The following is a 25,489-nucleotide window of genomic DNA, read 5'->3' on the forward strand; positions in this document are numbered from 1 at the left end:
CTAAAATGTCTATTTTTTTTAGAATTCCAAATATAAGGCAATAATTTTTAATTTTTCAACAGGAAAACCTTTTATTTTTGTTAAATCCTCAATGCCTTTTATTTCGCCATTCATACTTCGATGCGTTACAATCTCTTTGGCGATTGAGTAATTAAAGTATGGAAATTTAGCTAGTTCTTTAACCGAAGCATTGTTAATATCAACTTTTTTTATTTTTGGTTCAGAAGATATTACAAAATGCTCGTTTAACTTTTCTATAACTTCCGGACTTAAACCCCAAATAAAATTCATTTGTTCCATTGATACAAAGCTTCCAAGACTTTCTTTTTGCTTTAATATTCGTTCAGATAAAGCCTGACCAATTCCGTAAACCTTTATTAAATCTTCTTGTGTTGCCTGATTAATATCAATTTTCTCAATTGTTTTTTTATTCTCAAACTTATTATTTGAATAAGAGACATATTGCTTTTTAGGTTGATTTACCCAATCCGGAAATTTAAAATAAGGGGAAATTACACTTAGCAAACTATCTGAAACTCCGGTAACAGCTTGAAATTCCTCAGCAGAGTTTACAAATTTATTTTGTTTACGAAAGGCAAAAAGTTTATCTAACTCATCAGCAGACAAACCCATTTTGTATCCTTTAAAATCGGTAATAAAATTTGGATTAAACGGATAAATTGTTTGTTTTATATTATTCTCAGAATTCTTCAAACTATCAATAACCAACTGCATAGCTAACCACTCCTTGTTCGCGTTTTCTGCTTTGCCAGTTTGCTTTGTTATCCAAAAAAAATAAACTAATTGAGTAATAATAATTAGTAATAACAACAAAAATATCCCATCTCTTTGTTGTTTAGACAATCGGAAATAGGATTTGAATTGCATACCTAATGTTCAATTAATTGTATTTCTTAATTTCTCCAGATTTTAGTCTCTTGAAATAATCCTTTAAATCATTTCTCACTTCAGCAGACAGAAAATATAATCCAAGGATATTTGGAAATGCCATTCCTAAAATCATCATATCGGAAAAATCGATAACCGCACCTAAACTAGCCGAAGCTCCCAATACAACAAATATTAAAAAAAGAATTTTGTAAAGATTTTCCATTTTCTTTGTATTGCCGAATAAGTATGTCCATGATTTCATTCCATAATATGACCACGAAATCATAGTTGAAAAAGCAAACAGAATGATGGCAACTAACAATACATATTTGAACCATGGCAAAACGCTGCTAAAGGCAGCCGATGTTAACGCAGAACCTGTCAAACCTTGAGTGTCATGGGCATATCCGGAAAAAATAAGTACTAAAGCAGTCATCGTGCACACCACAATTGTGTCTACAAATGGTTCTAATAAAGCAACTATCCCTTCACTTACAGGTTCATCTGTTTTAACAGCTGAGTGAGCAATAGCTGCAGACCCTACACCGGCTTCATTAGAAAAAGCAGCTCGTTGAAAACCAACTACCAAAACACCTATTACACCACCGGTTATTCCATCTGCCGTGAAAGCACCTGCAAATATCTCCCTAAAGGCATCACCAAGATGAGCAATATTAACAAAGATAATTATAAGAGAAGTTAGAACATAAATCCCAACCATAAAGGGTACTATTTTGTCTGTAACACTTGCAATTTTTTTAATTCCTCCAATAATCACAATTCCAACAAAAAAAGCCACGACTAAACCATACAAAAAACCTTTGCCTTCAAAAACAGGAAATACATTAGCTAATTGAGCAAATGATTGATTAGCTTGAAACATATTCCCGCCTCCGAATGAACCTCCTACTGCTAAGACAGCAAAAATAATCGCCAAAATCTTACCCAAACCAACATATCCTTTTCTTCGTAATCCTTCAGAAAGATAGTACATCGGCCCACCTGAAACTTCTCCCAAATCATTCAATCTCCTGTATTTTACCCCAAGAGTACATTCTACAAATTTTGAAGACATTCCTAAAAAACCTGCTAAAATCATCCAAAAAGTAGCTCCTGCTCCACCCAATGAAATGGCTACCGCTACACCTGCTATATTTCCTAAACCAACAGTACCAGAAAGTGCCGTTACCAACGCTTGAAAGTGAGAAACTTCTCCTTCATCTTCCGGTTTATCATAATCACCTCTAATCAGTTGGTAAGCGTGTTTAATTCCTTTGAGGTTAATGAACCCCATATAGATTGTAAAAAAAGTAGCTCCAACTACCAACCATAGTACAACCAAAGGCATATCAAAACCAAAAGCTTCTAGTGGTTTATAAAAAAAAACATTTGACATTGCATCAACAGCCGGCTTGATAATGTCATTTATTTTTTCGTCTAAGCCTTTTTCCTGACTAAATGTTATAATTGGCAGTAATAATGTAAAAATTGAGAGCAACTTTTTCATAAAGTTAATTTTGATTAAAATTTTAGTTAAGCAAGATGCAAAAAAAAAGGTTTTAAAAAAAGAATCCATCTTCTTTTTTTGAAATTTCATTACAAATCAAAAACAGAACTACGTTTAGTGTGAATCATATCTTTTAATTTTAACCAAAAGGCCAACGTAATGTAAACTCCAAACCACAACCCAACGGTTACGAATGAAATATAAATAAAAAACAATCGAACATTTGTAGCACGCATCCCTAATCTATCCGCTAAACGAGATGAAACATGAAATCCGTGTTTTTCAAAAAAAAGTCTAATAGATACTATCCAATGCATCATTAATTTATTTTGGACTCACAAAGGGTGACTCTTCTTCTTCAATAGCATCAATAAAATAAGGTGTATCACCCCACCAAAAAAAAGCTTTATATCTTTCTTCATAGCTTAATTTTACATACCTTCCTTGAAGATTTTCCATTGTTTTTATAATTTCCTTGTTTTTATTTGCTACAGTAAATTTAAAAATTTGTGCCCCGGAAATTCCCTGACTCATTTCACCTTCCCAAGTTTTGAACACAACTCCTTTTTTGCTAAATTTTATTAACTCTCCTGAACGCACTCCCTCTGAATAGGGGACATAATAGATAAATGCAAAATAGCCAAAGAAAAGAACAAAAAGTAAAACAATTAATCTAAAAAAGTACTTTTTTACTTTTTGTCCAATAGAAAGTTTGACATCATTATTTTTCATAATAATAATTTTTAAGAAGTAAAGTTAATCAACTTTTGTCCAATTGCACAATGCAAACATTTATTTATGTTACAATATTCTTTTTTTAATTGAAGCATTGCCTGTGATTGATAACTATTAGTTGAAGCCAAACCAACACTTTTAAACTTATCAATAATTGTATTTTTTTCTGAAACAATTTCAGAAGCTAAGGCAACAATATTCTCTTCTATACTATTTCCGTTGATGTGAGCAAAAGCAAATTTTATGGGTAGAATGCAATTTAAAACGAGTAAATCAATAAAGCTTTTTGTTATTTTTTTATTTCTTCTTGAATGTGGTTTATCAAAAACATAATGTGATTGCCAATATTCAGTAACATTACAATCAAAGTAGTGATAAATTTGATGAATTGAATTAGTATTAATTAAGTTTTGAAAAAGATGATGCTGTTTTGCAATTATCTGAGCCAGTTGAGCCAAACGAATTGTAGGAAAATTATCAGGACGTAGCTTAAAAAATTGCACAGAATCATAATAATTTACATTCAATCTGTACTTATATTTAAGATAATTCCACCTTTTTTTTAAATCATCAAAATAATTATCTTCGTTTTCATCTTCTAAAAGTCCGGTTGCTCCAAAAAAAAGGGCTTCCAAAGATTTGACTTCAAACCCTTCTTTTTTAACAACGGAGTAAGGTATTGACTCAGCCATTTTTAAAAAAGCCTCGCCATTAGTATTAAGTCCAAAGCTTTTAGCTAGTAACTGAAAAAAAGTAGCTTCCCAATCGAATGTGTTTTTTTGAAGAAGCGTTTCAACTTCGTTTGCTTTTTTCTCCAAACGTTCAAAAAACAAACGTTCTATCCAATTGGAAATTGTAAAACTATCTATTGTCGCTAATTGATTTTCACAGTTAATCCATGTTTTTTGAGCAAATAAATTTTTATAGTGTTGCAAAACCTCATGAGAAACGTGTTGTTTTAATTCAAATACAGGAATGACAGTATTATTTTTTCTAAAGACGTCTGTATCGTGTTCCCAAACAACATGCAGAATAACATTATCATAATTTGCATCGGTTTGATGATGATGCACATACCAATCGGAAGATTTTGAGTGAATTTCAATGTTTCCAGCCCATTTTTGATTGTCGATGATAATCTGTGCGTTAAAAAAGTCGGGCCCGGCTTGCTGCACGTAATAACCGGAATGAATTATGGTTAACTCTTGTCCGGAAAAAGTTTTAAGATTTGTTAAGGCAAACTTCTTGTACTGCCAAACGTAATGGAGGAAATCTTCTTTCATGGCGTATATTCTTAATTTAGGCTAAAATAAAACACTAAAGTAATAAAAAAATCCAATCGAAAACCGATTGGATTTAGAAACTTTTGATTTGAGCAGTTTACTTTATCGAGCTAATAATATCGTGCTTCGTAATGATATGGTATTTTCCGTTTTCCAACTGAACTAAAACCGCTTGATTGTCTTTGTTGATAAGTTTGGATACTTCTTCAACCGGGGTATTTTCTTGTACAATTGGATAAGGATTCCCCATGATTTCACGAATAGGTTTTTCTGCAATATTTTTATCTGAAAAATAACTTTTAAACAAGTCTGATTCGTCAATAGAACCTACAAATCCAGAAGTATCAATTACCGGTATTTGCGAAATATTGAATTTTTTTAAACGATCGATAGCATGAGATACTAATTCTTCTGTCCGAACAACTACCAACGATTTATCTCTATGGTTTTTAATCAGATCAGCTGCTGTAGTAATTTCTTCATCCAAGAATCCGCGTTCACGCATCCAATCATCGTTAAACATTTTACCTACATAGCGACTACCCGAATCATGGAACAGAACAACAACTACATCTTCGGGTTTAAAATGCTCCTTTAGTTGTAAAACCCCTTTAATTGCAGAGCCTGCTGAATTACCCACAAAAATTCCTTCTTCCAAGGCTAATCGTCTTGTAAAAACAGCCGCATCTTTATCCGTTACCTTTGTAAATCCGTCGATGAGTGAAAAATCTACGTTTTTAGGCAAAATATCTTCGCCAATCCCTTCAGTGATATAAGAATAAATCTCATTTTCGTCGAAAATACCGGTCTCGTGGTATTTTTTAAACACAGAACCATAGGTGTCTACACCCCAAATTTTTACGTTAGGGTTCTGCTCTTTTAAATATTTAGCTACGCCAGAAATGGTTCCTCCTGTCCCTACTCCCACCACAAAATGGGTAACTTTTCCTTGCGTTTGTTCCCAAATTTCCGGACCTGTTTGTTCGTAATGAGCAATGGCATTAGATGGATTGTCATATTGGTTAACATACCAAGAATTTGGAATCTCCGTGCCCAATCGTTTGGAAACAGAATAATAGGAACGTGAATCATCGGGCTCAACATCGGTTGGGCAAACAATTACTTTGGCTCCTACAGCTCGTAGAATATCCATTTTTTCTTTGGATTGTTTGTCTGTAATTACACAGATTAGCTTATAGCCTTTAACGATTGCTCCCAATGCCAAGCCCATCCCTGTATTTCCGGAAGTCCCTTCTATGATTGTTCCACCCGGTTTAAGCCGACCATCTGCCTCAGCATCTTCGATCATCTTGATAGCCATCCTGTCTTTTACAGAGTTACCGGGATTAAATGTTTCTACTTTGGCAAGCACTAAACAATCTAATTCTTGGGTAATTTTATTGATTTTAACAAGCGGTGTATTTCCGATTGTTTCTAATATATTTTTTGCGAATTTCATTTTGTTTGTTTTTCGGCGGCAAAGATAGGCATTTTTGGATTATTCAATTATTGATTTATTGAACGGTTCTATTTTTAAAATTAGTTTTATTCTTAACTTTTCTAGCCCTAGTAGTAGCGATATCTTTTTGCAAAGTAAAAGACATAGCGAATGACGCGAACAAAATTGCTGAAAAAGCCTAAGTCGTTCTGCTTTTTACAAAAAGAAATTCCATTCTAGTCCGAAACGAACAATAAAATCTCGGTAGGGGTAGTTGGGAGCAGAATAGTAGTTGAATCCGGTCATTGCTGCGTTAAAATGTTCAGCTTTTAAATATATTCTTGCTGTCTTTACTTTGGCATTGATAAAGAAATCAACCATGGGGAAATTGCCAATTTTTTGAGTGTTTTGTACATAAAAATCGGCTATCACCGGATTATAGTCATTGGCATAATACTTACTAAAGTAATTTACCGTTACACCGGTCTGCAAAAAAAGTGCTTTTTTAAAAAAATGACCTGAAAAATATAATGTACTTCGAAGTGTTAGTTCAGGTACGTTTAAAATGTTTTCTTCCTGATCTACTTTTTGGTAAAGAATAGTATTATCGAAGGCTAATTTCCAAAATATTAATTCCTTTCCGGCTTTTATGCTTAAGTAATTTATGGTTTTATCGTATTGCTTTGGTGCAACCAAAAGTTGATTTTCCGGTGCCGTGTTCTGACCAAAATATAGAAAATCGTTGAGTGTTGTGAATTGAAATGCTGCATCTATCCATTTTGTTTTGGCAGTTAATTCGATGTTATTTATTTTTTCATTTTTAAAATCATTTAACCAATTGTAATTGACATAGCTACTTTGGAAAAGCGAAAAAGTATGATTGGGTAATCGATTTAGATTTTGAAAGCGTAAATCAAGGCTGTTTTTAGCATTGTATTGAAAAAGCAACTTCCCGTCAAGACTTGAAAGACTATGGTTTGTAATAGAGGTAGAATAAGCTATTTTTCCATTCCATTTGTTTTTTTGGTAAGTGTATTTACCTCCAATGCATTGAATTTCGTCACTCAGATTACTAGGAATTAATTCATCACCCTGTACAATTGCTCTGTTGTAAAAATAATTGAAACGAAAATCTTCAAGAAAAAACTGAAACTCTCCTAGCAATTTGTTTTCGTACATGGTCCCAATTTTATTATACATTCTATTGTATCGGGTTTCATCATTAATATTACTTAGCACATAAGAATCGCCAAAACGATTCACAACCCTATTCCCCTCATCAGAAATAATTGTAGTAGCAACGGTGGACTGATTATAATTAAAAAACTTATGCTCATAATTAAATTGATGGTGTAGATAAACATTATTTTGGGAATCATTTTTATTGATTCGGAAATAATGATCGTAAAAATAGCGGTTCCCTTTTAACAACGTTTCAGCATCATTTAAATACACTTGCACTCGAGCTCGATTCCTAAAATCTTCCTCACCACCTTCGAAATTCTCTAAATTTATAATTCCACCATTTTCACCATTCAAAATATCTTGGGCTGTAAAATGAGCTTTTAATTGATAGCGGTTGTTTTTTGTTTGATAACTTGTTGTAAAACGGAAATTTCCGGTACTAGAAAGTTGGTTGATATACTTGCCAAGTGAACGAAGTCCTTTATAAGCTATTGAAAAATTAAGCCTTTCGGAAGTGTTTAAAGTAATAAAGGCATCAAGATTTTGACCTTGTTCCATTACGGTTTTAAAATACAATTCTGTTAAAGGTGTTGGCACGTGATAATAATGAATATCGTTTGCTTTGAGAAAATTAAAATGTTTCCCGTTCATTCCTATCTCTGGATACGGATTGAATTGATTCATTCCAAAGTCAAGAGTATTGTATGTTTGCCCTTCATTTGCAAAAGGCAATAAACCAAATATATCTTTACGCAAATAATTGTATTTATATTCTTTCTCAAGAGTTAAAGAGGTGTCATAATGGGTGGTATCTCTCTCGATAGATATGATTTTATAATTATTAATAGATTGTACAAACTCATCTTTTAAACTCTTTGCTTTTGCTCTTCTTATAGTGTCTTTAACAAGTTTTTTGGCTCCATCATTATTTTGCAGATTTCTCACTTGAGAAAAAGGACTGAAGAAAAAACAAAAAAGTATATAAAAAAAATTTCTCATTACATATTGGTTAAGGCAAATGTAATGAGAAATTAAGATAAAAAAATTCTGTTTAAGTAGAAAAAACTACTTTTTAATTACTTTTCAGTTACAGTTCCGTATTCAGAAATTAAATTTAATATGTATATACCTTGATTTAATGAAGCCATATTAATTTTCAAAAATTATTTTGTTCAAGTAAACTATTGTTTTGAACCAACCTCCCTTGCATATCAAACAATTCATATTTTGTAATACTATGCAAACTACTTTTATTTCCTTCTAAAATATCATTAACTGGATTTGGACCAATACGAAATCAAATTTTTTATCGAACTCCTTATTAGAAAGTAAAAGTGAATCAAAACCAGTAACAATTACACTATATCTTGCGAATCATTTATTAAAGTGCATATTTATGTGAAACTTGTATGGTATAAGTACCGGAGGCATTATCAACTTCAACCTTTTCAATATTATCAACAATATTATCACCTTTTATGGCAGCAGCAGGAAACATTTGAAAGTTGCAATTTACAAGGAAAATTAACTTCTTCATTTTTAATAATTCTCAAATCAGATCATTAACTAAAGCTGGAGTTGGCAATTTAATTGGTTGTTTTTGGCAGTTCCCGGCACATCTGTCCCAGAAATTGTAGCTTTAAGTTTTTGAGGTGCTACCACATCAAAAGGTAAACTTGTCTTGGCTTAAAGTTAACTCGTGTTAACAACTGAAATAGGAGTAACTTGACTAGCACCCGTTAGAGTAATTGCAGATTGTTTTGCATCTAACAGTCCCCACCCAAAACGTGGATCCAGGTCAACAGAACCAGCATCAAAGGCATTGTGGCAAACTAAACCTTTTAAAGCATATAAACACCATGCAATTCATTATAATATTCTTGTAGAAGTAATAAACTTCCAGCAACATTTGGGCTAGCCATCGAAGTTCCTGATAAAGTTGCATACTGAGTATCATTTTCATTGTATGTTGAGAACACATTAGTTCCATCACCGGCAATATCAGGCTTAACTCTACCGTCATCACTTGGACCTTGACTACTTGAACTATTAATAACAACATTTATTAAAGCTCCATTAACTGGACTTATAAAAGGGATTTGCATTTGCTACAACAAGATTATTTTGGCATTTTTCCATCGTTAATTTATCAAAGCCATCCATCAATCCTCCTGAATAAGAATCTCCACCTGAATTTCCAGCTGACGTTACCATTAAGTAATAAGGTGCATTATATGCAAGCTGATCCCATTCTACTGCTTCAGAATTATAGCATCCCATTGCAAGTTTACTGCAATGTTAATTCGCCTTCATCGTTCAAAACAGGTACACCATAGGAATGATTTGAAAGTAACAATCCGGTTGAATTAATTTCATTTGTTACTTCAGTAAGGTCGTTATTCCAATTATAAGAAGCTATTGATGATTCAGGAGCCATTCCTTTAGCTGAAGCTGATACACCAGATGCACCAATTGTTCCAACAACATGGGTGGCATGACCGATAGTAGATGGATTTGGCAAAAGTACTGTCTGGAGTTGTAATTCTAGAACTTCCATTCATAAAATTCAACATGTGTTTTTAAAAGCACTGCCACCATCCCAAACTCCAATACGCATATCATTTCCCATTTAAATTGAGTCCTAAATCACCACCTGTCTGAGAATTATCGTCTGGCTTTAGCTGCGTTAAGTTATCAGTTGCTCTATAAATAGGCTTCCCATCAATTATCGAATATATTTAAGTAACTTTTCTACAGAATATCTCTTTCTCCAAAAACATATTACTTTTTAAAATTCTGCTATCCTTACTGAGTCAACCAAATATTTTATTAGAAAATTTATCTTGTAACTGAGCTAATTCAAATAAGTTAGATTCTGACTTTATAGGTTAATACCTTGCTTGTCTTGTCCAAAAAAACTTGAACAAAAAAACAAACAAAGTAAAATATTTAAATTTTTCATATGATTAATTTAGAAGAAAAAGACTAATTATTTCTAACAGTCTTTTTCTTTATATAAGAAAATTTATTAAGGTATAGAAAAAGTATGAGTTTGAATAGTTTCAAAATTTCCAACAACGTCAATCAAAACTGAACCGCAATCTTTACTCAACTTATAAAAACCTGTAACAGATGCTGAAGTTACCATACCATCCCCATAAGAGTCATTAATAGTAAAAGTATAGGTTCCATCAGGTAAATCAAATGTCATTGGAGCCAATGGCTGAAGGACATTGCTTGCAGCATCTGAATAAGGCCGCCAGATTGAACAACTACCCCTGAACTATTTTTATATCCCAAGTAGTTTCAGATCCCCAACGATCCAAAGTCGATTCAAATACAACAATTATTAGAAAGCATAAACAATTAGCAAGTTACCTTGCTTTATTTTTTGTTTGTTTACAAAATAACCATCAGGAGAATCTATTTGGAAAGTTACATATCTAGATACAGTAACGTCTAACTCAGAATCAAAAACTACATCAAAACTTCCATACAACTCCCCAGCAGGAATTGTAACAGATGAAGTCGAAACAGTATAATCACCATCTACAGCAGTTGAATTTGGTTGGCCATTTCATCCCTCCCCTTCTAAAAGTTGTGTAATTGTAATAACTCTATCAACATCAGACTTCTGAGTAGCATAAACTTTTAAAAGTTTTAACATTGAACAATAACTAAAACCAAACTGTTCACTTGATTTTCAAAACCAAGAGAGGCTGGAGCTTCAACCTTACAGGGTCATGTTCATCGCAACCAATTAAGGAAGCAAAAAGTATCATTGTATCAATGAAAATATTTTTTTCATATTGTAAAATTTAAGAATTAAATAGTTAAAACGGATTTTGAGCACCAAGATCAGCATTAGTATTAATTTCACTCAAAAGGAATTTGGAAATTAAATTTGACTGAACCCGAAGGATAATCAAAAAAGCCAAATGCTATATATGATTTGAACCAAGTATAGTTCATTTAATCCAGTATTCCATCTTTTCATATCAAAGAATGCAAAACCTTCTCCCCAAGTTCATTTTCTGTAAGTCTAATCTCTTCAATTAAATTTTGTCCCGAATTCGTAGATAAAGTATATGAAGCATCTCTTGTAGAAATCAATTGAAATAAAGCTTGTCTAGCTCCAGCTTCATTACCCGCCAATGCTTTTGCTTCAGCCTCAATTAAATACATTTCAGCAGCACACGCATAAACACATAATCTCCCTCAAAATCAGTATCATCTACAAACTTAACATTAGCATACTGAGGCAATCCAAAAGGATTTCCTGCCGCAGCAAACCAACCTTTTCTAACAATCATAGTAGCAGATATTCACATCAATATTCTTTTATCTTTCTTTGTATGGGTTGTAACAACCTGCTATAGGTTAAATTACCAATATGAGAAAAATAAGATGCATAATAAGTTGAAGTAACAGTATTAATATCTGCACCCACATCCACTCTTCGTTAGTAATTTTATTAAAACCATCTTGCAATCCAGAAATCCATAAGAGTGATAACCTGACCTTGCAGCTTCAGCATAAGTAGCAGCTTGTGCATAATTACCATATTCTAAATGAAATCTTGCAAGAAAACCTGCTACAACTTTTTTGTCAACACTTGTTTTACTTGAACCACTGTAACCATCAAGCAGTTCTTCGCCTCTTCCATAATCGCTAGAATTAATGCTTCAAATCTTCAACTGGTTGTCACAATATAACATCTTTCTGTTACAAGAGGCACACCTAAACCATCATTATTACCATATACTCCAACTCAGTTAAATAGCTCCAAAACCTCTCATTGCTAACAATCTCCCTCCCTAATAAATTTTAATTCAGGAGCAGCTTCTTCTTTCAAAGCTAAACACGTTCTCTGTTGCTAAACTATTCAATCATCAAATTGCCAAACATGCGTCTGTTCTTAAACCTAGCCTCATTTCAACAGTATGATGGATATCTCAAACCAATGTGAAAACGTTTGAATATCTATTACTCATCGAATCAAACCCTAAATTATACCCCATGTGACCAAACTCATCATGAAAATTACCATGTCAACCGTACTGAAATATTTGAAAAAGCAGTTTCCACCTTCATTACCGGTAGCTAATGTTAACACAGCCTCTGGATTTGAACTAGCCAACTCGGCCAACTGTTGATCTGAATATCATCTCTAATCTTTTTCAAGAAAATCTTCCGAACATGCAGACATTACCACAGCAAATAATGCAAGCAAATAAATTTTTGTTTTTCATAATTTTTTTTAAAATTCTAAATTTATACCAAATGAAATTGTTCTCAATATAGAATAAGAATTACCTGATGCACCAGTTACACCACTTTGACGTGGGTCGTAACCTTGACGCTTAAAGACCATAAATGAACATTATCTGCTAAACCAAATTCTAAGTTTACTAAGACCAAATCTCTCAGAAACACTAGGATTAAACGTATAGCCCGCGCCAACGTTTGAATACTTAAGTAATCCGATTTAATAAGTGACAAAGTACTATTGCTATAATATTGTCTTGGATCATCAATATCAACTCGTGGTAAAGCATTAACATTATCAGGTGTCAAAGTTTTACTAAAATCACTATGTAAACCACCTCCTGGAGCTAACGACATTCCAGACAACCACTCTCCATCAGTTGCATAACCACCCATTTGATAGGCAAAATCAACACTAGCAATAAATCAACTTCATCTACTTCAAATCTCCGTACATCGGGAGGAAACCGTTGCAATTCTATACAAATCAGCTTCAGCGTAGTTTTCCGTAAGTTGTCTACCTGCGGCAGGATCGCTTCATCAATATCCATCCAAAAAAGTGCAGCTCCAGTTGCCGGATTAACTCCTGCAAATTCTCTCATATAGTAGTCATAAGCACCTCCACCTTCTTCTCTGATGAAATTACCTGACACTATAAAATTATTATCTAAACCATTTTCAGGCAACAATGTGATTGTATTTTTATAACTTGTTGCATTAAGGTCATGAGACAGTCAAATTATCAGTCTTAACTACATCAGCATTCAAAGTAGTTCCAAAACCTTACAACTATCGCCAATATTTTCAGGTCTTACGAGAAAAAACAGATTAAAGAAACAGGGATTGGTCTATTAAATAACATATCTGAAATTTCTTTTTGAAATACTCAACTTCTATACTAACTCTATCAAACAATCTTGCATCAAATCCTGCATTTAAATTAGTAGAAGTTTCCCATTTGATATTTCTATTTCTAGGTAACCTCCTGCAGAATAAGAGATGAGCCGAGGTATCTGTAGTTGGATTAATCACCTGAGGTGTTAAGTAAGGTAGGTTATACCCTATCTCATCATTACCTTGCTGACCAAAACTTCCTTTTAATTTAAACTCATTAATCCACGTCACATTTTTCATGAAAGATTCTTCAGAAACTCTCCACGACACACCTGCACCAAAGAAGTTACCCCATCTTACATCAGGAGCAAATCTAGAAGAACCATCTCTTCTAGCACTAGATTAATAAAATATTTATTATTATAATCATAAGCTATTCTTCCCAAAAAGCCTTCCAAAGAATAATCTTCACCACCTCCATAGTTACCTTGAATAACTGAAGCCTGATCAACATAAGGACTATCAAATAGCAACTTAGATCTATCTGCCCCAACATAATCATATCTTCGATCCAAGTTTCATGACCCAATAATACATCTAGCCCATGATTACCAAATCTCTTATACTTTAACAACTGCTGTTGAGTAAAAAGAAAACTGTCTAAAAGACTCGTTATTTACTCTACCTCCAGCACCAATAACATCTCCGTATAATTGTGTATCCATACTCCAATTTTGACCTGCCGTCAACTCCCCTGTTAAAGAATAAGTAAAAACCAAACCATCAACAATTGTATAATCAGCAAGGCTGCAAACAAGTTATCTCTCATTCTTCTTTTACTATAATCATTAATTGCTGTGCATATGGATGCTGCAACGAACCAAAAGGTCTTACAGGAGAAAGTCCTCCAGCACCTGTTCCGTCATCAAACATTTGTTGTCCTAGAGCATTATTAATTGGATTACCATCAAAATCATATGCCAAAACAGGATATATCGGAGCTACAGCTCTTAACCAATAAAAAGGGCTACTGTAAGTAGTACCACCCGTGTATATCAAGATAATCTTGAACAGTATGCCCATAACTAATGTTTGCTCCAACTTTAAAAATAATCATTAATTTTAGAGTCTAGTCTTAATCTTGACGTAATTTTCTCCAAATCCTGAATTCACTACATAACCATCACATTTTTTTCGTAACCCAAAGAAAAATAATGACTAGTGTTTTCACTACCCCCAGAAATACCTAAATTAGTTTGAGTAAAAAACCCATTTCCAAACAAATAATCAGCCCAATCTTCATTGTATTTTAGAGCTCCATTAACAGCTCTACCAGTTGCAGGTCAACAACTTGATTATCTGCAACACCAACGCATACACATTATATTGTAATCCTTGATCTCCAGTAATCAAATTATTAGCAGCATTTTGAGCAGCAGTAACAGGGTCTTGACCTACGTTATAAATATAGGTATTCTTTAAACCTTGAAAGTAAGCCTCATAATATTTGCCTTCATCTTGAATAAAATCATAATCTTTAACAGCACGTGCAGCAAAACCCGAACGAGAATCTATAGTAACTGTACTCTTCTTGTTTTTTCCTTTTTTCGTTGTAATAATTACAACACCACTAGCACCTCTACTTCCATAAAGAGCAGCTGCCGAAGCATCTTTCAAGATAGTCATACTAGCAATATCTTGGTTATTGATGGAATTAATATTTCCATAAAAAGGAACACCATCAACAACATACAATGGAGGAGTTCCAACAGACAAAGATCCTATACCACGAATTCTAATAGTCGCTCCATCTCCAGGCATACCAGTTCCATTTGTAACCTGAACACCGGCAACTTTACCTACAAGACCTTGAGTTACATTACTAGCAGCAATTTTAGCAACCTCTTCTACTTTAATTTCAGCTACTGAACCTGTTAAAGATTCTTTCTTCTGCGTACCATAAGCCACCACTACCACCTCTTCTAAAGTAGTATCACTAACTAAAGCTACATCAATAGTATTAGATGCACCGACTGTCATAGATTGCGTCTTCATACCAACATATGAAAACTCTAAAACTTCACCTACTTTTGACTTGATTGAATACTTACCATCAAAATCCGTTGAAGTACCCCTTGAAGTTCCCTTAACAAGAACTGTAGCTCCAGGAAGAGGCAAACCACTTTCAGTCACTGTACCCGTGATAGTTTTCTCCTGAGCATAAGAAAACTGAATAAAAAACGCCACTAAAAGCGTAAAAATCCATTTAAATTTCGATCTCATATTAAATTTATTTGAGTTAGTTATTCCGCAAACTTCTTAATAATTTCTTAAATAAACAAATATTACTTCGGAATAATATTTTTTATTTTTGTTAAAAATTCAATTAGATTGAAGAAATTGCTCAAAAACTAATAGTTAGATGCATTGTAACAAAAATGGTTGCGTCCATTTTAACATTTTATGTAAATTATTTTATGTTGAATTTAAGTTTCTCAAAACTTTGCTTAGAATCCGGTACAGACGAAGCCGGACGTGGTTGCCTTGCCGGTCCCGTCACCGCTGCTGCAGTTATACTACCTGAAGACTTTTCGCTTCCATTACTCAATGATTCTAAACAACTTTCCGAAAAAGTTAGAGAACAACTTAGGCCTATCATTGAAGAACAGGTCGTTTCTTTCAGCTATACTCACCTTGAACCAACTATCATTGACAAAATAAATATTCTTAATGCATCCATACAAGCCATGCAAGAAAGTATTTTGAAGTTATCGCCTACTCCGGAATATATCATCGTTGACGGAAATCGTTTTAAACCACTCAACAACATTCCATATAGTTGTATTATAAAAGGAGACAGTAAATACATGAGCATTGCAGCCGCATCAATTTTAGCCAAAACCTACCGTGATGATTATATGAATAAAATTCATGAGGAATTCCCCATGTATAATTGGAAGAAAAACAAAGGCTACCCTACTAAAGAACACAGAGAAGCCATCGCAAAATATGGGATAACCAAATACCACCGGTTAAGTTTTCGACTTTTACCTGAGCAATATAAATTAGATTTTTAGCACTGTAGATTGCTTGTTTTATTCAAAACAGTTGCTCTGACTTCACATGCAAACAACTGCTCAAAATGCTTTAATATTTTTGCCTTTACTTCATCTTCTTCAACTTTTTCAACACCTAATTCTACCTGCAAAGAAGTCACAGCTTTACCACGAATTCCGCACGGAATAATATTATCAAAGTAACCTAAATCTGCATTTACATTCAGAGCAAATCCATGCATCGTTACCCATCGCGAAGCACGAACACCCATAGCACATATTTTTCTGGCAAATGGCGTTCCAACATCCAACCAAACTCCGGTTTCGCCTTGACTTCGTTCTGCTTTCAAACCATATTCTGCTAAAGTTAGTATAATCGTTTCTTCTAACAACCGTAAATATTTGTGTATATCCGTAAAAAAATTTTCTAAATCCAAAATTGGATAACCCACAATCTGACCCGGACCATGATACGTAATATCACCGCCGCGATTTATTTTATAAAAAGTCGCCCCCTTTTCTGCGAGTTGTTTTTCGTTCAAAAGTAAATTATTAAAATCCCCACTTTTGCCCAACGTGTAAACATGAGGGTGTTCTACCAATAAAAAATAATTTGGTGTAGACAAGTTAGTCTCTTCTCTTCTGTTCCGGATTTTTAATTCTACAATTTCCTTGAACAAATTCTCCTGTAAATCCCAAGTCAATTTATAATCCATTAAACCCAAATCATCTATCCAAACAACTTTATTCATAATGATTTTATTAGAACACAAAAATACAATTTTATACCTTAATATATATACTTGCTTTTTGAAGCGAATGGATTAGGCTTTTCAGTAAATCATTTTCCCGCCATCCGCTCTATCTTTTGCTTTGCAAAAGGATGCCACTACTGTCGGGGCTAAAAAGTAATCCTTGTAAAAAAACACTTCAAAATAAATTCACACTAAAAACTAACTCATCAATACATTGACACATCGACACATTAAAGCATTGACACATTCCTAAATATTCCTATCTTTGCACGCTTAAAAAACGTCACTATGCAACTTTCGGAACAAGAAATTATCAGAAGAGAAAAACTTAACGGACTGCGTCAATTAGGAATCAACCCCTACCCTGCCGATTTATTTCCTGTAGACCATACTACCAAAAAAGTAAAAGAGAACTTTGAAGAAGGAAAAAAGGTTATCATTTCCGGAAGAATCATGAGTATTCGCGACCAAGGAAAGGCTTGTTTTGCGGAATTGCAGGATAGTACAGGACGTATTCAACTGTATGTGAACCGAGATATGCTTTGCCCCGGCGAAGACAAGACCTTATACAACCAAGTTTTTAAAAAGCTAACCGATTTAGGTGATTTTGTAGGTGTCGAAGGTGAATTGTTTACCACAAAAGTGGGTGCGCAGTGCGTTCGTGTGGATCACTTTACTTTTTTAAGCAAAACATTACGTCCATTACCTTTACCAAAAACAGACGAAAACGGAAAGGTATACGATGCATTTAACGATGCTGAATTACGTTACCGCATGCGATATGTCGATTTAGTTGTAAATCCGCACGTGAAAGAAGTCTTTGTGAAAAGAACAAAACTTTTTAATGCTATGCGAACGTTTTTTAACGATAGAGGTTACTTTGAAGTAGAAACACCCATTTTACAATCTATCCCGGGTGGAGCCGCGGCTCGTCCGTTTATCACTCACCACAATAGTTTAGACATTCCATTATACATGCGAATTGCAAACGAGTTATACCTCAAAAGACTTATCGTTGGTGGATTTGACGGTGTTTATGAATTCTCTAAAAACTTCCGTAACGAAGGAATGGACAGAACGCACAACCCGGAATTCACTGCCATGGAGATTTATGTAGCCTACAAAGACTACAATTGGATGATGGAATTTACCGAAAACCTATTGGAATACTGTGCTTTACAAGTGAACGGAACAACTGATGCAACGTTTGGCGAATATCAAGTTAATTTCAAAGCACCTTATGCTCGTTTAACTATGACCGATGCCATCATTCAATTTACAGGTTTTGATATTTCCGGAAAATCGGAAGATGAGATTAGAAAAGCTGCTTTAGAAATGGGAATCCAAGTGGATGATACAATGGGTAAAGGAAAATTGATTGATGAAATTTTTGGAGCTAAATGCGAAGGAAATTTTATTCAACCCACTTTCATCACCGATTATCCAAAAGAAATGAGTCCGCTCTGCAAAGAACATCGTTCAAATCCTGAACTTACGGAACGATTTGAATTAATGGTTTGTGGAAAAGAAATTGCGAATGCTTATTCAGAATTAAACGATCCAATAGACCAACGCGAACGTTTTGAAGCCCAACTCAAACTTGCAGATCGTGGAGATGATGAAGCTATGTTTATTGATAATGATTTCTTGAGAGCTTTAGAATACGGAATGCCGCCAACATCCGGTTTAGGAATTGGTATGGATCGATTAATCATGTTTTTAACCAATAATCAATCCATTCAAGAAGTTTTATTCTTCCCGCAAATGCGACCTGAGAAAAAGCAAGTTGAATTGACAGAAGATGAAAAAACAATTATCGAAATATTAAAAACTTCAAATAACATTGCCTTAACAGAACTAAAAGAGAAAACTGCTTTAAGCGGTAAAAAATGGGACGCAGCCATGAAAGGTTTGGCTAAACATGCATTAGTCAAAGTAAATGTCGACGGAGAATTAAAAACTGTTGAGTTAAAAAGTTAACTAGAATAGATATACAAAACTTAATCCCAACTCATAAAAAAGTCGGGATTTTTAATTTCTAATAGTTTTGTGAACTTGCTAAAGCAGAGGCAAAAATTGCCCCAAAAAGAATAAAAAACAACAAAACCAATCCGATAACAATAGCCATTACAATTAATTGAGCTTTTGCCCAATTTTTTCTGTTTACGTTTTCACTGTCGCTAAATGCATATACAAAAAGCATAATAAATCCAACTAACGGGATAGCCATGATTAATAAGGTAATTAGCCAATCTTTTACAGACATTGGCTTTTGATTTGAATTTTCTAACTCAGTCATAATTTTTATGTTTTTATGTTTAAGAATTGGCAAGATAGAAAAATAAACTGACTCATATGAAGTGTTAATAAAAACACAAAAATTAAACCTTTTCTTCTTGAACTTGTCTTAGTCGTATAATCATTAAAATCAAAGAAAATGAAAAAATTAGTTATTATCACAGTATCGTTGTTAGTAGGGTTCCTAACTTTTGCTCAAGAAAAAGAAGTCCAAAAAGCTGAGAGAAAAGCCCGTATGGAAAATCGTGAAAGTCTTTCTGCTGAACAACAAGCAGAATTACAAGTAAAAAGAATGACTTTAGATTTGGATCTAAACTCAAAACAACAGGGAGAAATCAAAAAAATTGTGTTAGAACAAGCTAAAAAAAGAGAAGCTAAAAAAGAAGAATGGAAAGCCAATAAAGAAAATCAAAAATCGATAAGCAAAGATGAAAAATTCGCTATGAAAAATCAGGCTTTAGATGAACAAATAGCAATAAAAGCGGAGATGAAAAAAATTCTTACAGCAGAGCAGTTTGTAAAATGGGAAGCTAAACAAGCGGAAAGAAAAGATAAAATGGAGAAAAGAAAAAACGCTAAAGGCAAAAAACAAAGAGAACGTAAATAAATTTAAAGATATTATTTTGTTAATTAGGCTTTTTGATTTATATTCGCCTATTAACTAATCAAATAATTAACTGTATCATGAAAAAAATTGTTTCTATAGTTGTATTAATAATGGCTTTTGGTTTTTCTGCCAACGCTCAATCTACTGTAAAATTAGAAGCTGATTCAAAATCAAAAGAACAAAATGTTAAAGAAATGGCGTATAACCAATTGAGGGAATTATCATCTGTTGTTCAATTATCTCCTGAATTAAAAGATGATTTTCTTAATTTGTTTATGATGAGAAATGAAGCTGTGAACAACACAAAATCCTATGAAGAAAAAGCTGCCATTTATGAACGATTTGGCCAAAAGATGTTAAGTGGTTTGAGTGAAGAGCAGGTAAAAAAATTAGCTGAAAACAAAGAGTTATATAATAAGTTAACGAACTTAAAATACAGCATGAAATAAAAAAAATCCCGGTTTAATACCGGGATTTTTTTTAGATTGTTTTTGAAACTTTTTCAATCTTTTTTATTGTAATATCTAAATCTTCATACGATAAAGCATCGGTAATAAACCAAGTTTCGTAAGCTGAGGGAGCAATGTAAATTCCTTCTTTTAATAATCCATGGAAGAATCTTTTAAATAAGATATTATCCCCACCCTTTGCCGTATCAAAATCAATTACGGAATTTTCATTAAAATGAACAGAAATCATTGAGCCAACACGGTTAATTGTGTGAACAACATTACTTTTAGATAACACTTGTTGTATTCCACTTTCTAAATAGGCTGTCTTTTCATCCAATCGCTGATAAATATTATTATCAGTATTTAATTCTGTCAACATCGCCAAGCCTGCTACCATAGCTAATGGATTTCCGGATAAAGTACCGGCTTGATAAACCGGTCCCAATGGAGACAGAAAGTTCATTATTTCATTTCTTGCGGCAAAAGCTCCAACAGGTAAACCGCCACCAATTACTTTTCCAAAACATACAATGTCTGCATTTATTTTGTATAATTCTTGAGCTCCACCCTTTGCAAGTCTAAACCCTGTCATGACTTCATCAAAAATAAGCAAAGAAGCATTTTCATCACATAGATTTCGCAAACCTTCTAAAAAGCCATCTAAGGGAGGAACACAGCCCATATTACCGGCAACAGGTTCAATAATTATCGCCGCAATTTCATTTTTATTGCTTTCAAATAATTCCCGAACATTGTCTAAATTATTGAATCGAGCCAATAAAGTATCTTTTGCAGTTCCTTGCGTTACACCTGGACTATTTGGAATACCAAAGGTACTGGCTCCACTTCCTGCTTGAATTAAAAACGAATCCGAATGCCCGTGATAGCATCCGGCAAATTTGATAATTTTATCTCTTTTGGTATACCCACGAGCAAGACGAATAGCACTCATACAAGCCTCCGTTCCTGAATTTACAAATCTTATCTTACCGACATTGGGTACCATTGATAGAGCTAGTTCTGCAATTTGTGTTTCCAATTCGGTTGGCATACCAAAAGAAGTTCCGAGTTTGGCCCTTTCTGTTATGGCCCTGATAACGGGTTCATATGCATGTCCTAAAATCATCGGTCCCCAAGAATTAATATAATCGATGAGTTTGTTTCCATCTTCATCATATAAATAAGCTCCCTTGGCTCTTTTAACAAAAATTGGAGTTCCACCAACCCCTTTAAATGCTCTAACAGGAGAATTTACTCCGCCTGGAATTACTTTTTCAGCATTCGCAAACAAGTTGCTGCTTCTTTGGTATTGCATGGTATTTTTTTGGATTTATTTTAGATAAATAACCTGACCAACAGAAAGTGAATCTGTTTTCATGTTATTATTTTGTTTTATTTCATCTATTGAAATATTGAATTTTTTTGATAGTGAATACAAAGTATCTCCTTTAACAACAATATATTCTAGATTGTTTTTATTGTTGGGTAATTCTATTTTTTTTGAAATAGTGGATGAATTTCGCAACACCTCATCGTCATACTGATTCAATTGATAGCGTTCTATCAAACTAATGAGTTTGTCAGGATATTTTGTGTCGGTTGCATATCCTGCTGCTCGAAGTCCTTTTGCCCATGCTTTGTAGTCGTCTTTCGGTAAGGAAAAAAGCGAAGCATAACGACTTCTGGAAGTCAAAAAGAGAGAATGATCGCGGTAGGAATCAGCAGGATCTGAGTATTTTCTGAAGCACTCCTGGGCGGCATCATCATCATGTCTTACGCTAGGTCCGTTCCATTCTTTATGACATTTTATTCCAAAATGATTATTTGCTCGTTTGCTTAATGAACCTTGACCAACACCGGATTCTAAAATCCCTTGAGCTAAGGTTATACTTGCCGGAATTCCGTGTTGACGCATATTTTCTTTCGCTATTTCTTTAAAATCATCAATGTATTTGAGTACTACTTCTGTGGTAACTTTTACACTTGAAGTAGCTTCCAAAACCTCAGTGACAGGTTTAGAAGAATCGCGAGATGATTTTTGATTTGATTTATTAGTTGTTGTTTTAGCAACTGGTTTCTTGGTTGTTCGGGCAGTAGGTGTACTTTTTTTAGTGGTTCTCACAACCGGTTTAGAACTTGAACAAGAGACCATTACCAATAACCCGAAAATGAATAGCATTTTTTTAACCATCGAACTTTATTATTTGTAAATTTTTGTTTTTTAATTTCACATTCATTCCTTTAATCCCTTGTAATCCGCCAGTATGTATGGCTAAAACTTTAGATCCCTTCGGAAAAAAATTTTTATTTATTAAATCTTCAATTCCGAACATCATTTTACCTGTATAAACGGGGTCTAAAGGAATTTTAGTATTGTTATAAAATCTATTTAAGTATTCTATTAATTTATCTGATGTTTTCGCATAGCCCCCAAAGGTATACTCTTTTATTAATTCCCAATTATCTTTCTTTGCTATTCGACTAATATCATTTTCTAAGAAATCGCCAAACAAAGCAGGAAACCCAATAATTTTTTGATGAGTTGCACTAGTATTGATTAATCCTGCAATTGTTCCTCCGGTTCCAACTGAACAGCAAATATAATCAAACATATCGTCTTCTTCAGTCAAAATCTCTTCACATCCTCTTATTGCCAAACTATTTGTACCTCCCTCAGGTATAAGATAAAAATCACCAAACAAATCTTTCAAGTTATTGATGTATAACTTTTCTTCCTTATTTCTATACTCATTTCTAGTTTCAAAATAGAATTCCATTCCGTTATCTTGGGCAAAAGAAAGCGTTGCATTATCATTTATTTTAGAGGAAAGTTCCTCTCCTCGAATAACGCCAATGGTTTTAAAACCGTATTCTTTTCCTGCAAATGCCACAGCAGCTATATGATTTGAAAAAGCTCCACCAAAAGTTAATAAGGCTTTTTGCCCTTCTTCTTGTGCTTGAATGAGGTTATATTTGAGTTTTCGATATTTATTGCCGGATATAAAAGGATGAATCAAATCTTCTCTTTTTATATAAAGCGAAACTTGATTATTAAACTCCTTTATTTCTTGATTAAAAACATCAAAAATCATAGTGGGACAAAGGTATTGAAATGCTATTAAATAAAAAAGACAGCTCGTTTGAACTGTCTTTCTTACTTATTTGATAACCATTGTTATTTCATCTTAAAAACAGAAATCTTTTTATTAATCTCCTGATTGTCTGCTGTTACTAATTTTACAATGTAAATACTTTCACTTAGTCCTATTGTTGGAAACGAATAAACTGCTTCTGCTCCCAACTTTTCTTTAGTGAAAATTAACTTTCCTGTTATGTCAAACAAAGTAGCTGATTTCAGGTCAACCAAATTAGGATTACTAATGGAGAGTAATTCATTTTCATTATTTTGAACAATCATAAATTGTTCGCTTTTAATGGTTTCATTTCCTAATGTTTCATCTAAGAAAGTAACTTCAAATCTATCTAAGGTTGTGCCTCCGGCAGGAAGAGTTATGTCAACAAAACTATTTTTTATATCATGGTAGATATTTGTTTCGCTGTCAAAAAGGAAAATATTTTCTGCATCATCAAAATTAATAATCTCGCCAACATATACTCTAAAAGTCGATTGGTTATTCGCTTTTAATGCAAATGGTATTCTTTTATTAATATCAAAAGGCAATGTAGAAATCGCAAATTGATTATTATCTGTAATTGGGAAATAAACATCCGTGGGTAAATTTAAACCTTGCATTGGTGCATCAAACGCACTATCAAGACCATCCGTTGCATTAGGGTTGAAAGCTAAAACAACTTCTCTTGTGAATTGATTATTTAGAATAGTTTGAATTCTAATTTGCGGCACTTGTAATTTGGAAAATTGAGTATAATCAGTACCCGTTAAATTAGGAATTTCAGGCCAATTAGTATCTAATTCTGAAGTTGTTGTATTGTTCGAAGCATTTCTTTCAAACTGAGAATTCTCAGCAACACCTTCTTTGTTAAAAACACGGTAGATATTTTTCATTTCCACATTACCTGTGGCTACTGAACCTTTTATAATAAAACCTTGGCCTATTGGAGAGAACATTCTTCGGTAATTTGTACCTGCAGACCCCCCTGTTGTGTTTGGTGACCCATCACCATTATAGGTATTCCAAGTTGCACTTGTGTATGTTCCTGGAGAAAAAGCGTTAACATTATTTGGTACATAAACACCATAACCTCCAACATAGTCAGACAATGTATGTGAGGTACCAGGTTTTTGATGCTCCCAAAAATAAGCGTTCCCGTTTATAATTGGTGAACCGGATGAAGTGACAGCTCCGGTTCCATAATCTACAACGTAACCACTATGTTCTAATAAAAATAAATTTAAATTAATCGCGGATGGATATGGGTTTCCTGTCAACGTGCTCTCTGTGTATCCTGTACCACCGTCAACTGAATTACCTACTGGAATGGTGATTGTTCCATCATTAGGCTTACCTCTAAAATCATAACGTTGGTTGTTTCCCGGATTATTTTGAACTCCAAGTACAGTTGTGTTATCAGATCCACTCACACCTTTCATTGTAAATCCTTGTCCGGCTCCAATTGAAGTTGCACCGGCAATGTAATTCCAATTTGAATATTGATTGGTTGTGGTTAGGGTATAAATCCAACGACTTGAAATATTTAAAGCTGTATTGGTAGAAGAACCATTTAAACTTGTTGTAATTGCTTCACCTCCAAAAGTAGTTAAACCGGTTGGTCGTTTAAGTAATGAAATACCAAAATTGGAATTACCAACCGAAGCAGATGGTTCACCTACAGGAGAACACCAATAATTATATCCAAAATTATTTGATGTACCTTCTTGAAATGCAGAAAGCATACCTAATCCCGTATTTGCGGAACTTCCTGTTGTTTTTTGAAGCAATTGACTTTCATTTCGCAAATAAATATTCCCGTTATTGGCCAAATTTACATCTTGTGTTACTGTAACATATTGGTCATTGACATAAACAAAACTACCTGAACTGACAAATAACTGGGCTTGTGATTGAAATCCGGCGAATCCAATTCCAACTACTATAAAAATATTTAATAATCTTCTCATAATTAAAAACTTAAAAGTCAAATTTACTTAAATATTTTATTAAATCACTTTTTGGGTCTTATTTTTTTTTAACGAAATG

29 protein-coding genes and 1 pseudogene are annotated in these 25,489 nt (G+C 33.7%); 4 read left to right on the top strand and 26 right to left on the bottom strand.

Annotation, left to right across the window (positions count from 1 at the left end; genetic code table 11):
* Positions 1–18: 18 nt before the first annotated feature.
* From R2782_RS07450 to R2782_RS07545, 20 genes and pseudogenes are all read right to left on the bottom strand, one after another.
* Positions 19–888 carry a ComEA family DNA-binding protein gene (locus tag R2782_RS07450; RefSeq protein WP_371267545.1) on the bottom strand — a complete coding sequence of 290 codons (870 nt, stop codon included), beginning with the start codon at positions 886–888 and terminating at the stop codon, positions 19–21.
* 13 nt (positions 889–901) lie between these two features.
* Positions 902–2,398 (bottom strand): alanine/glycine:cation symporter family protein, encoded by a 1,497-nt coding sequence (locus R2782_RS07455; RefSeq protein ID WP_371267547.1) that lies wholly within the window; start codon positions 2,396–2,398, stop codon positions 902–904.
* A gap of 89 nt (positions 2,399–2,487) precedes the next feature.
* A complete protein-coding gene (locus R2782_RS07460; RefSeq protein WP_371267549.1) occupies positions 2,488–2,715 on the bottom strand; it encodes a PspC domain-containing protein in 228 nt (75 codons plus the stop codon).
* Between the two features lie 7 nt (positions 2,716–2,722).
* A complete protein-coding gene (locus tag R2782_RS07465; RefSeq protein ID WP_371267551.1) occupies positions 2,723–3,130 on the bottom strand; it encodes a 6-phosphogluconate dehydrogenase in 408 nt (135 codons plus the stop codon).
* A gap of 11 nt (positions 3,131–3,141) precedes the next feature.
* The gene (locus tag R2782_RS07470; protein ID WP_371267553.1) at positions 3,142–4,416 is read right to left on the bottom strand and encodes a DUF2851 family protein; all 1,275 of its coding nucleotides are present in this window, start codon (positions 4,414–4,416) and stop codon (positions 3,142–3,144) included.
* 97 nt (positions 4,417–4,513) lie between these two features.
* On the bottom strand, positions 4,514–5,875 hold the full coding sequence (locus R2782_RS07475) for a pyridoxal-phosphate dependent enzyme (protein ID WP_371267555.1): 1,362 nt from the start codon (positions 5,873–5,875) through the stop codon (positions 4,514–4,516).
* A gap of 195 nt (positions 5,876–6,070) precedes the next feature.
* Entirely contained in the window at positions 6,071–8,038 is a 1,968-nt protein-coding gene (locus R2782_RS07480; RefSeq protein WP_371267557.1) for a putative porin, read from the bottom strand.
* A gap of 157 nt (positions 8,039–8,195) precedes the next feature.
* Positions 8,196–8,330, bottom strand: coding sequence for a T9SS type A sorting domain-containing protein (locus R2782_RS07485; protein ID WP_371267652.1), 135 nt, complete (start codon positions 8,328–8,330; stop codon positions 8,196–8,198).
* Positions 8,331–8,420: 90 nt separating this feature from the next.
* The gene (locus tag R2782_RS07490) at positions 8,421–8,576 is read right to left on the bottom strand and encodes a hypothetical protein (protein ID WP_371267559.1); all 156 of its coding nucleotides are present in this window, start codon (positions 8,574–8,576) and stop codon (positions 8,421–8,423) included.
* Between the two features lie 304 nt (positions 8,577–8,880).
* Positions 8,881–9,144 (bottom strand): S8 family serine peptidase, encoded by a 264-nt coding sequence (locus tag R2782_RS07495; RefSeq protein WP_371267561.1) that lies wholly within the window; start codon positions 9,142–9,144, stop codon positions 8,881–8,883.
* Positions 9,116–9,319, bottom strand: coding sequence for a hypothetical protein (locus R2782_RS07500; RefSeq protein ID WP_371267563.1), 204 nt, complete (start codon positions 9,317–9,319; stop codon positions 9,116–9,118). Before R2782_RS07500 ends, R2782_RS07495 begins: the two co-directional genes overlap by 29 nt.
* Before the next feature lie 7 nt (positions 9,320–9,326).
* Positions 9,327–9,596: a S8 family serine peptidase gene (locus R2782_RS07505; RefSeq protein WP_371267565.1), complete on the bottom strand. Its 270-nt coding sequence runs from the start codon at positions 9,594–9,596 to the stop codon at positions 9,327–9,329.
* A gap of 471 nt (positions 9,597–10,067) precedes the next feature.
* Positions 10,068–10,250 (bottom strand): hypothetical protein, encoded by a 183-nt coding sequence (locus tag R2782_RS07510; RefSeq protein WP_371267567.1) that lies wholly within the window; start codon positions 10,248–10,250, stop codon positions 10,068–10,070.
* Positions 10,251–11,032: 782 nt separating this feature from the next.
* Entirely contained in the window at positions 11,033–11,224 is a 192-nt protein-coding gene (locus R2782_RS07515) for a hypothetical protein (protein WP_371267569.1), read from the bottom strand.
* Positions 11,215–11,352 carry a hypothetical protein gene (locus tag R2782_RS07520; protein WP_371267571.1) on the bottom strand — a complete coding sequence of 46 codons (138 nt, stop codon included), beginning with the start codon at positions 11,350–11,352 and terminating at the stop codon, positions 11,215–11,217. The genes R2782_RS07515 and R2782_RS07520 overlap by 10 nt, the downstream gene beginning before the upstream one ends.
* A gap of 1,302 nt (positions 11,353–12,654) precedes the next feature.
* Complete coding sequence (locus tag R2782_RS07525; RefSeq protein WP_371267573.1) at positions 12,655–12,993, bottom strand: hypothetical protein; 339 nt, start codon at positions 12,991–12,993, stop codon at positions 12,655–12,657.
* 142 nt (positions 12,994–13,135) lie between these two features.
* Positions 13,136–13,477, bottom strand: a pseudogene (locus tag R2782_RS07530) (SusC/RagA family TonB-linked outer membrane protein); the annotation flags it as partial.
* A 20-nt stretch (positions 13,478–13,497) separates the two neighbouring features.
* Positions 13,498–13,716: a hypothetical protein gene (locus R2782_RS07535; protein ID WP_371267575.1), complete on the bottom strand. Its 219-nt coding sequence runs from the start codon at positions 13,714–13,716 to the stop codon at positions 13,498–13,500.
* Between the two features lie 250 nt (positions 13,717–13,966).
* A complete protein-coding gene (locus R2782_RS07540; RefSeq protein WP_371267577.1) occupies positions 13,967–14,224 on the bottom strand; it encodes a hypothetical protein in 258 nt (85 codons plus the stop codon).
* A gap of 246 nt (positions 14,225–14,470) precedes the next feature.
* On the bottom strand, positions 14,471–15,424 hold the full coding sequence (locus R2782_RS07545; protein WP_371267579.1) for a TonB-dependent receptor plug domain-containing protein: 954 nt from the start codon (positions 15,422–15,424) through the stop codon (positions 14,471–14,473).
* A 194-nt stretch (positions 15,425–15,618) separates the two neighbouring features.
* On the opposite strand from R2782_RS07545, the gene R2782_RS07550 reads away from it, so the two are divergent.
* Positions 15,619–16,218: a ribonuclease HII gene (locus R2782_RS07550; protein WP_371267654.1), complete on the top strand. Its 600-nt coding sequence runs from the start codon at positions 15,619–15,621 to the stop codon at positions 16,216–16,218.
* Here the strand turns inward: R2782_RS07550 and lipB are convergent.
* Complete coding sequence (lipB, locus tag R2782_RS07555) at positions 16,215–16,949, bottom strand: lipoyl(octanoyl) transferase LipB (RefSeq protein WP_371267581.1); 735 nt, start codon at positions 16,947–16,949, stop codon at positions 16,215–16,217. The genes R2782_RS07550 and lipB overlap by 4 nt on opposite strands.
* 291 nt (positions 16,950–17,240) lie before the next feature.
* Between lipB and lysS the strand changes: the two genes are divergently transcribed.
* Positions 17,241–18,932, top strand: coding sequence for a lysine--tRNA ligase (lysS, locus tag R2782_RS07560; RefSeq protein ID WP_371267583.1), 1,692 nt, complete (start codon positions 17,241–17,243; stop codon positions 18,930–18,932).
* A gap of 58 nt (positions 18,933–18,990) precedes the next feature.
* On the opposite strand, the gene R2782_RS07565 is transcribed toward lysS, so the two are convergent.
* Entirely contained in the window at positions 18,991–19,251 is a 261-nt protein-coding gene (locus R2782_RS07565; protein WP_371267585.1) for a hypothetical protein, read from the bottom strand.
* 138 nt (positions 19,252–19,389) lie between these two features.
* On the opposite strand from R2782_RS07565, the gene R2782_RS07570 reads away from it, so the two are divergent.
* Both R2782_RS07570 and R2782_RS07575 read left to right on the top strand, forming a co-directional pair.
* Positions 19,390–19,857 carry a hypothetical protein gene (locus R2782_RS07570; RefSeq protein ID WP_371267587.1) on the top strand — a complete coding sequence of 156 codons (468 nt, stop codon included), beginning with the start codon at positions 19,390–19,392 and terminating at the stop codon, positions 19,855–19,857.
* A 77-nt stretch (positions 19,858–19,934) separates the two neighbouring features.
* Complete coding sequence (locus R2782_RS07575) at positions 19,935–20,306, top strand: hypothetical protein (protein WP_371267589.1); 372 nt, start codon at positions 19,935–19,937, stop codon at positions 20,304–20,306.
* 31 nt (positions 20,307–20,337) lie between these two features.
* Here R2782_RS07575 and hemL read toward each other — a convergent pair whose 3' ends face one another.
* The 4 genes from hemL to R2782_RS07595 all read right to left on the bottom strand — a co-directional run bounded on the left by hemL (position 20,338) and on the right by R2782_RS07595 (position 25,410).
* The gene (gene hemL / locus R2782_RS07580; RefSeq protein WP_371267591.1) at positions 20,338–21,624 is read right to left on the bottom strand and encodes a glutamate-1-semialdehyde 2,1-aminomutase; all 1,287 of its coding nucleotides are present in this window, start codon (positions 21,622–21,624) and stop codon (positions 20,338–20,340) included.
* 15 nt (positions 21,625–21,639) lie between these two features.
* Complete coding sequence (locus R2782_RS07585) at positions 21,640–22,488, bottom strand: glucosaminidase domain-containing protein (RefSeq protein WP_371267593.1); 849 nt, start codon at positions 22,486–22,488, stop codon at positions 21,640–21,642.
* Positions 22,489–22,492: 4 nt separating this feature from the next.
* Positions 22,493–23,401 (bottom strand): 1-aminocyclopropane-1-carboxylate deaminase/D-cysteine desulfhydrase, encoded by a 909-nt coding sequence (locus R2782_RS07590; protein ID WP_371267595.1) that lies wholly within the window; start codon positions 23,399–23,401, stop codon positions 22,493–22,495.
* An 83-nt stretch (positions 23,402–23,484) separates the two neighbouring features.
* Positions 23,485–25,410: a secretion protein gene (locus tag R2782_RS07595; protein WP_371267597.1), complete on the bottom strand. Its 1,926-nt coding sequence runs from the start codon at positions 25,408–25,410 to the stop codon at positions 23,485–23,487.
* Positions 25,411–25,489: the final 79 nt, after the last annotated feature.

It is taken from the genome of Flavobacterium sp. (assembly GCF_041392085.1).
Lineage (GTDB): Bacteria > Bacteroidota > Bacteroidia > Flavobacteriales > Flavobacteriaceae > Flavobacterium.

What these genes read in the sequence shown, in the direction of transcription:
- R2782_RS07550 (WP_371267654.1), top strand. Translation starts at nt 15,619, where the DNA reads ATGTTGAATTTAAGTTTCTCAAAACTTTGCTTAGAATCCGGTACAGAC.
- R2782_RS07515 (WP_371267569.1), bottom strand. Translation starts at nt 11,224, where the DNA reads ATGTATTTAATTGAGGCTGAAGCAAAAGCATTGGCGGGTAATGAAGCT.
- R2782_RS07465 (WP_371267551.1), bottom strand. Translation starts at nt 3,130, where the DNA reads ATGAAAAATAATGATGTCAAACTTTCTATTGGACAAAAAGTAAAAAAG.
- R2782_RS07585 (WP_371267593.1), bottom strand. Translation starts at nt 22,488, where the DNA reads ATGCTATTCATTTTCGGGTTATTGGTAATGGTCTCTTGTTCAAGTTCT.
- R2782_RS07450 (WP_371267545.1), bottom strand. Translation starts at nt 888, where the DNA reads ATGCAATTCAAATCCTATTTCCGATTGTCTAAACAACAAAGAGATGGG.
- R2782_RS07510 (WP_371267567.1), bottom strand. Translation starts at nt 10,250, where the DNA reads ATGACATTTGATTTACCTGATGGAACCTATACTTTTACTATTAATGAC.
- R2782_RS07475 (WP_371267555.1), bottom strand. Translation starts at nt 5,875, where the DNA reads ATGAAATTCGCAAAAAATATATTAGAAACAATCGGAAATACACCGCTT.
- R2782_RS07500 (WP_371267563.1), bottom strand. Translation starts at nt 9,319, where the DNA reads ATGGGATGCTATAATTCTGAAGCAGTAGAATGGGATCAGCTTGCATAT.
- R2782_RS07490 (WP_371267559.1), bottom strand. Translation starts at nt 8,576, where the DNA reads ATGAAGAAGTTAATTTTCCTTGTAAATTGCAACTTTCAAATGTTTCCT.
- R2782_RS07520 (WP_371267571.1), bottom strand. Translation starts at nt 11,352, where the DNA reads ATGATTGTTAGAAAAGGTTGGTTTGCTGCGGCAGGAAATCCTTTTGGA.
- R2782_RS07575 (WP_371267589.1), top strand. Translation starts at nt 19,935, where the DNA reads ATGAAAAAAATTGTTTCTATAGTTGTATTAATAATGGCTTTTGGTTTT.
- R2782_RS07455 (WP_371267547.1), bottom strand. Translation starts at nt 2,398, where the DNA reads ATGAAAAAGTTGCTCTCAATTTTTACATTATTACTGCCAATTATAACA.
- lysS (WP_371267583.1), top strand. Translation starts at nt 17,241, where the DNA reads ATGCAACTTTCGGAACAAGAAATTATCAGAAGAGAAAAACTTAACGGA.
- hemL (WP_371267591.1), bottom strand. Translation starts at nt 21,624, where the DNA reads ATGCAATACCAAAGAAGCAGCAACTTGTTTGCGAATGCTGAAAAAGTA.
- R2782_RS07470 (WP_371267553.1), bottom strand. Translation starts at nt 4,416, where the DNA reads ATGAAAGAAGATTTCCTCCATTACGTTTGGCAGTACAAGAAGTTTGCC.
- R2782_RS07480 (WP_371267557.1), bottom strand. Translation starts at nt 8,038, where the DNA reads ATGAGAAATTTTTTTTATATACTTTTTTGTTTTTTCTTCAGTCCTTTT.
- R2782_RS07460 (WP_371267549.1), bottom strand. Translation starts at nt 2,715, where the DNA reads ATGCATTGGATAGTATCTATTAGACTTTTTTTTGAAAAACACGGATTT.
- R2782_RS07595 (WP_371267597.1), bottom strand. Translation starts at nt 25,410, where the DNA reads ATGAGAAGATTATTAAATATTTTTATAGTAGTTGGAATTGGATTCGCC.
- R2782_RS07590 (WP_371267595.1), bottom strand. Translation starts at nt 23,401, where the DNA reads ATGATTTTTGATGTTTTTAATCAAGAAATAAAGGAGTTTAATAATCAA.
- lipB (WP_371267581.1), bottom strand. Translation starts at nt 16,949, where the DNA reads ATGAATAAAGTTGTTTGGATAGATGATTTGGGTTTAATGGATTATAAA.
- R2782_RS07570 (WP_371267587.1), top strand. Translation starts at nt 19,390, where the DNA reads ATGAAAAAATTAGTTATTATCACAGTATCGTTGTTAGTAGGGTTCCTA.
- R2782_RS07565 (WP_371267585.1), bottom strand. Translation starts at nt 19,251, where the DNA reads ATGACTGAGTTAGAAAATTCAAATCAAAAGCCAATGTCTGTAAAAGAT.
- R2782_RS07495 (WP_371267561.1), bottom strand. Translation starts at nt 9,144, where the DNA reads ATGCAAATCCCTTTTATAAGTCCAGTTAATGGAGCTTTAATAAATGTT.
- R2782_RS07545 (WP_371267579.1), bottom strand. Translation starts at nt 15,424, where the DNA reads ATGAGATCGAAATTTAAATGGATTTTTACGCTTTTAGTGGCGTTTTTT.
- R2782_RS07505 (WP_371267565.1), bottom strand. Translation starts at nt 9,596, where the DNA reads ATGGAAGTTCTAGAATTACAACTCCAGACAGTACTTTTGCCAAATCCA.
- R2782_RS07540 (WP_371267577.1), bottom strand. Translation starts at nt 14,224, where the DNA reads ATGGGCATACTGTTCAAGATTATCTTGATATACACGGGTGGTACTACT.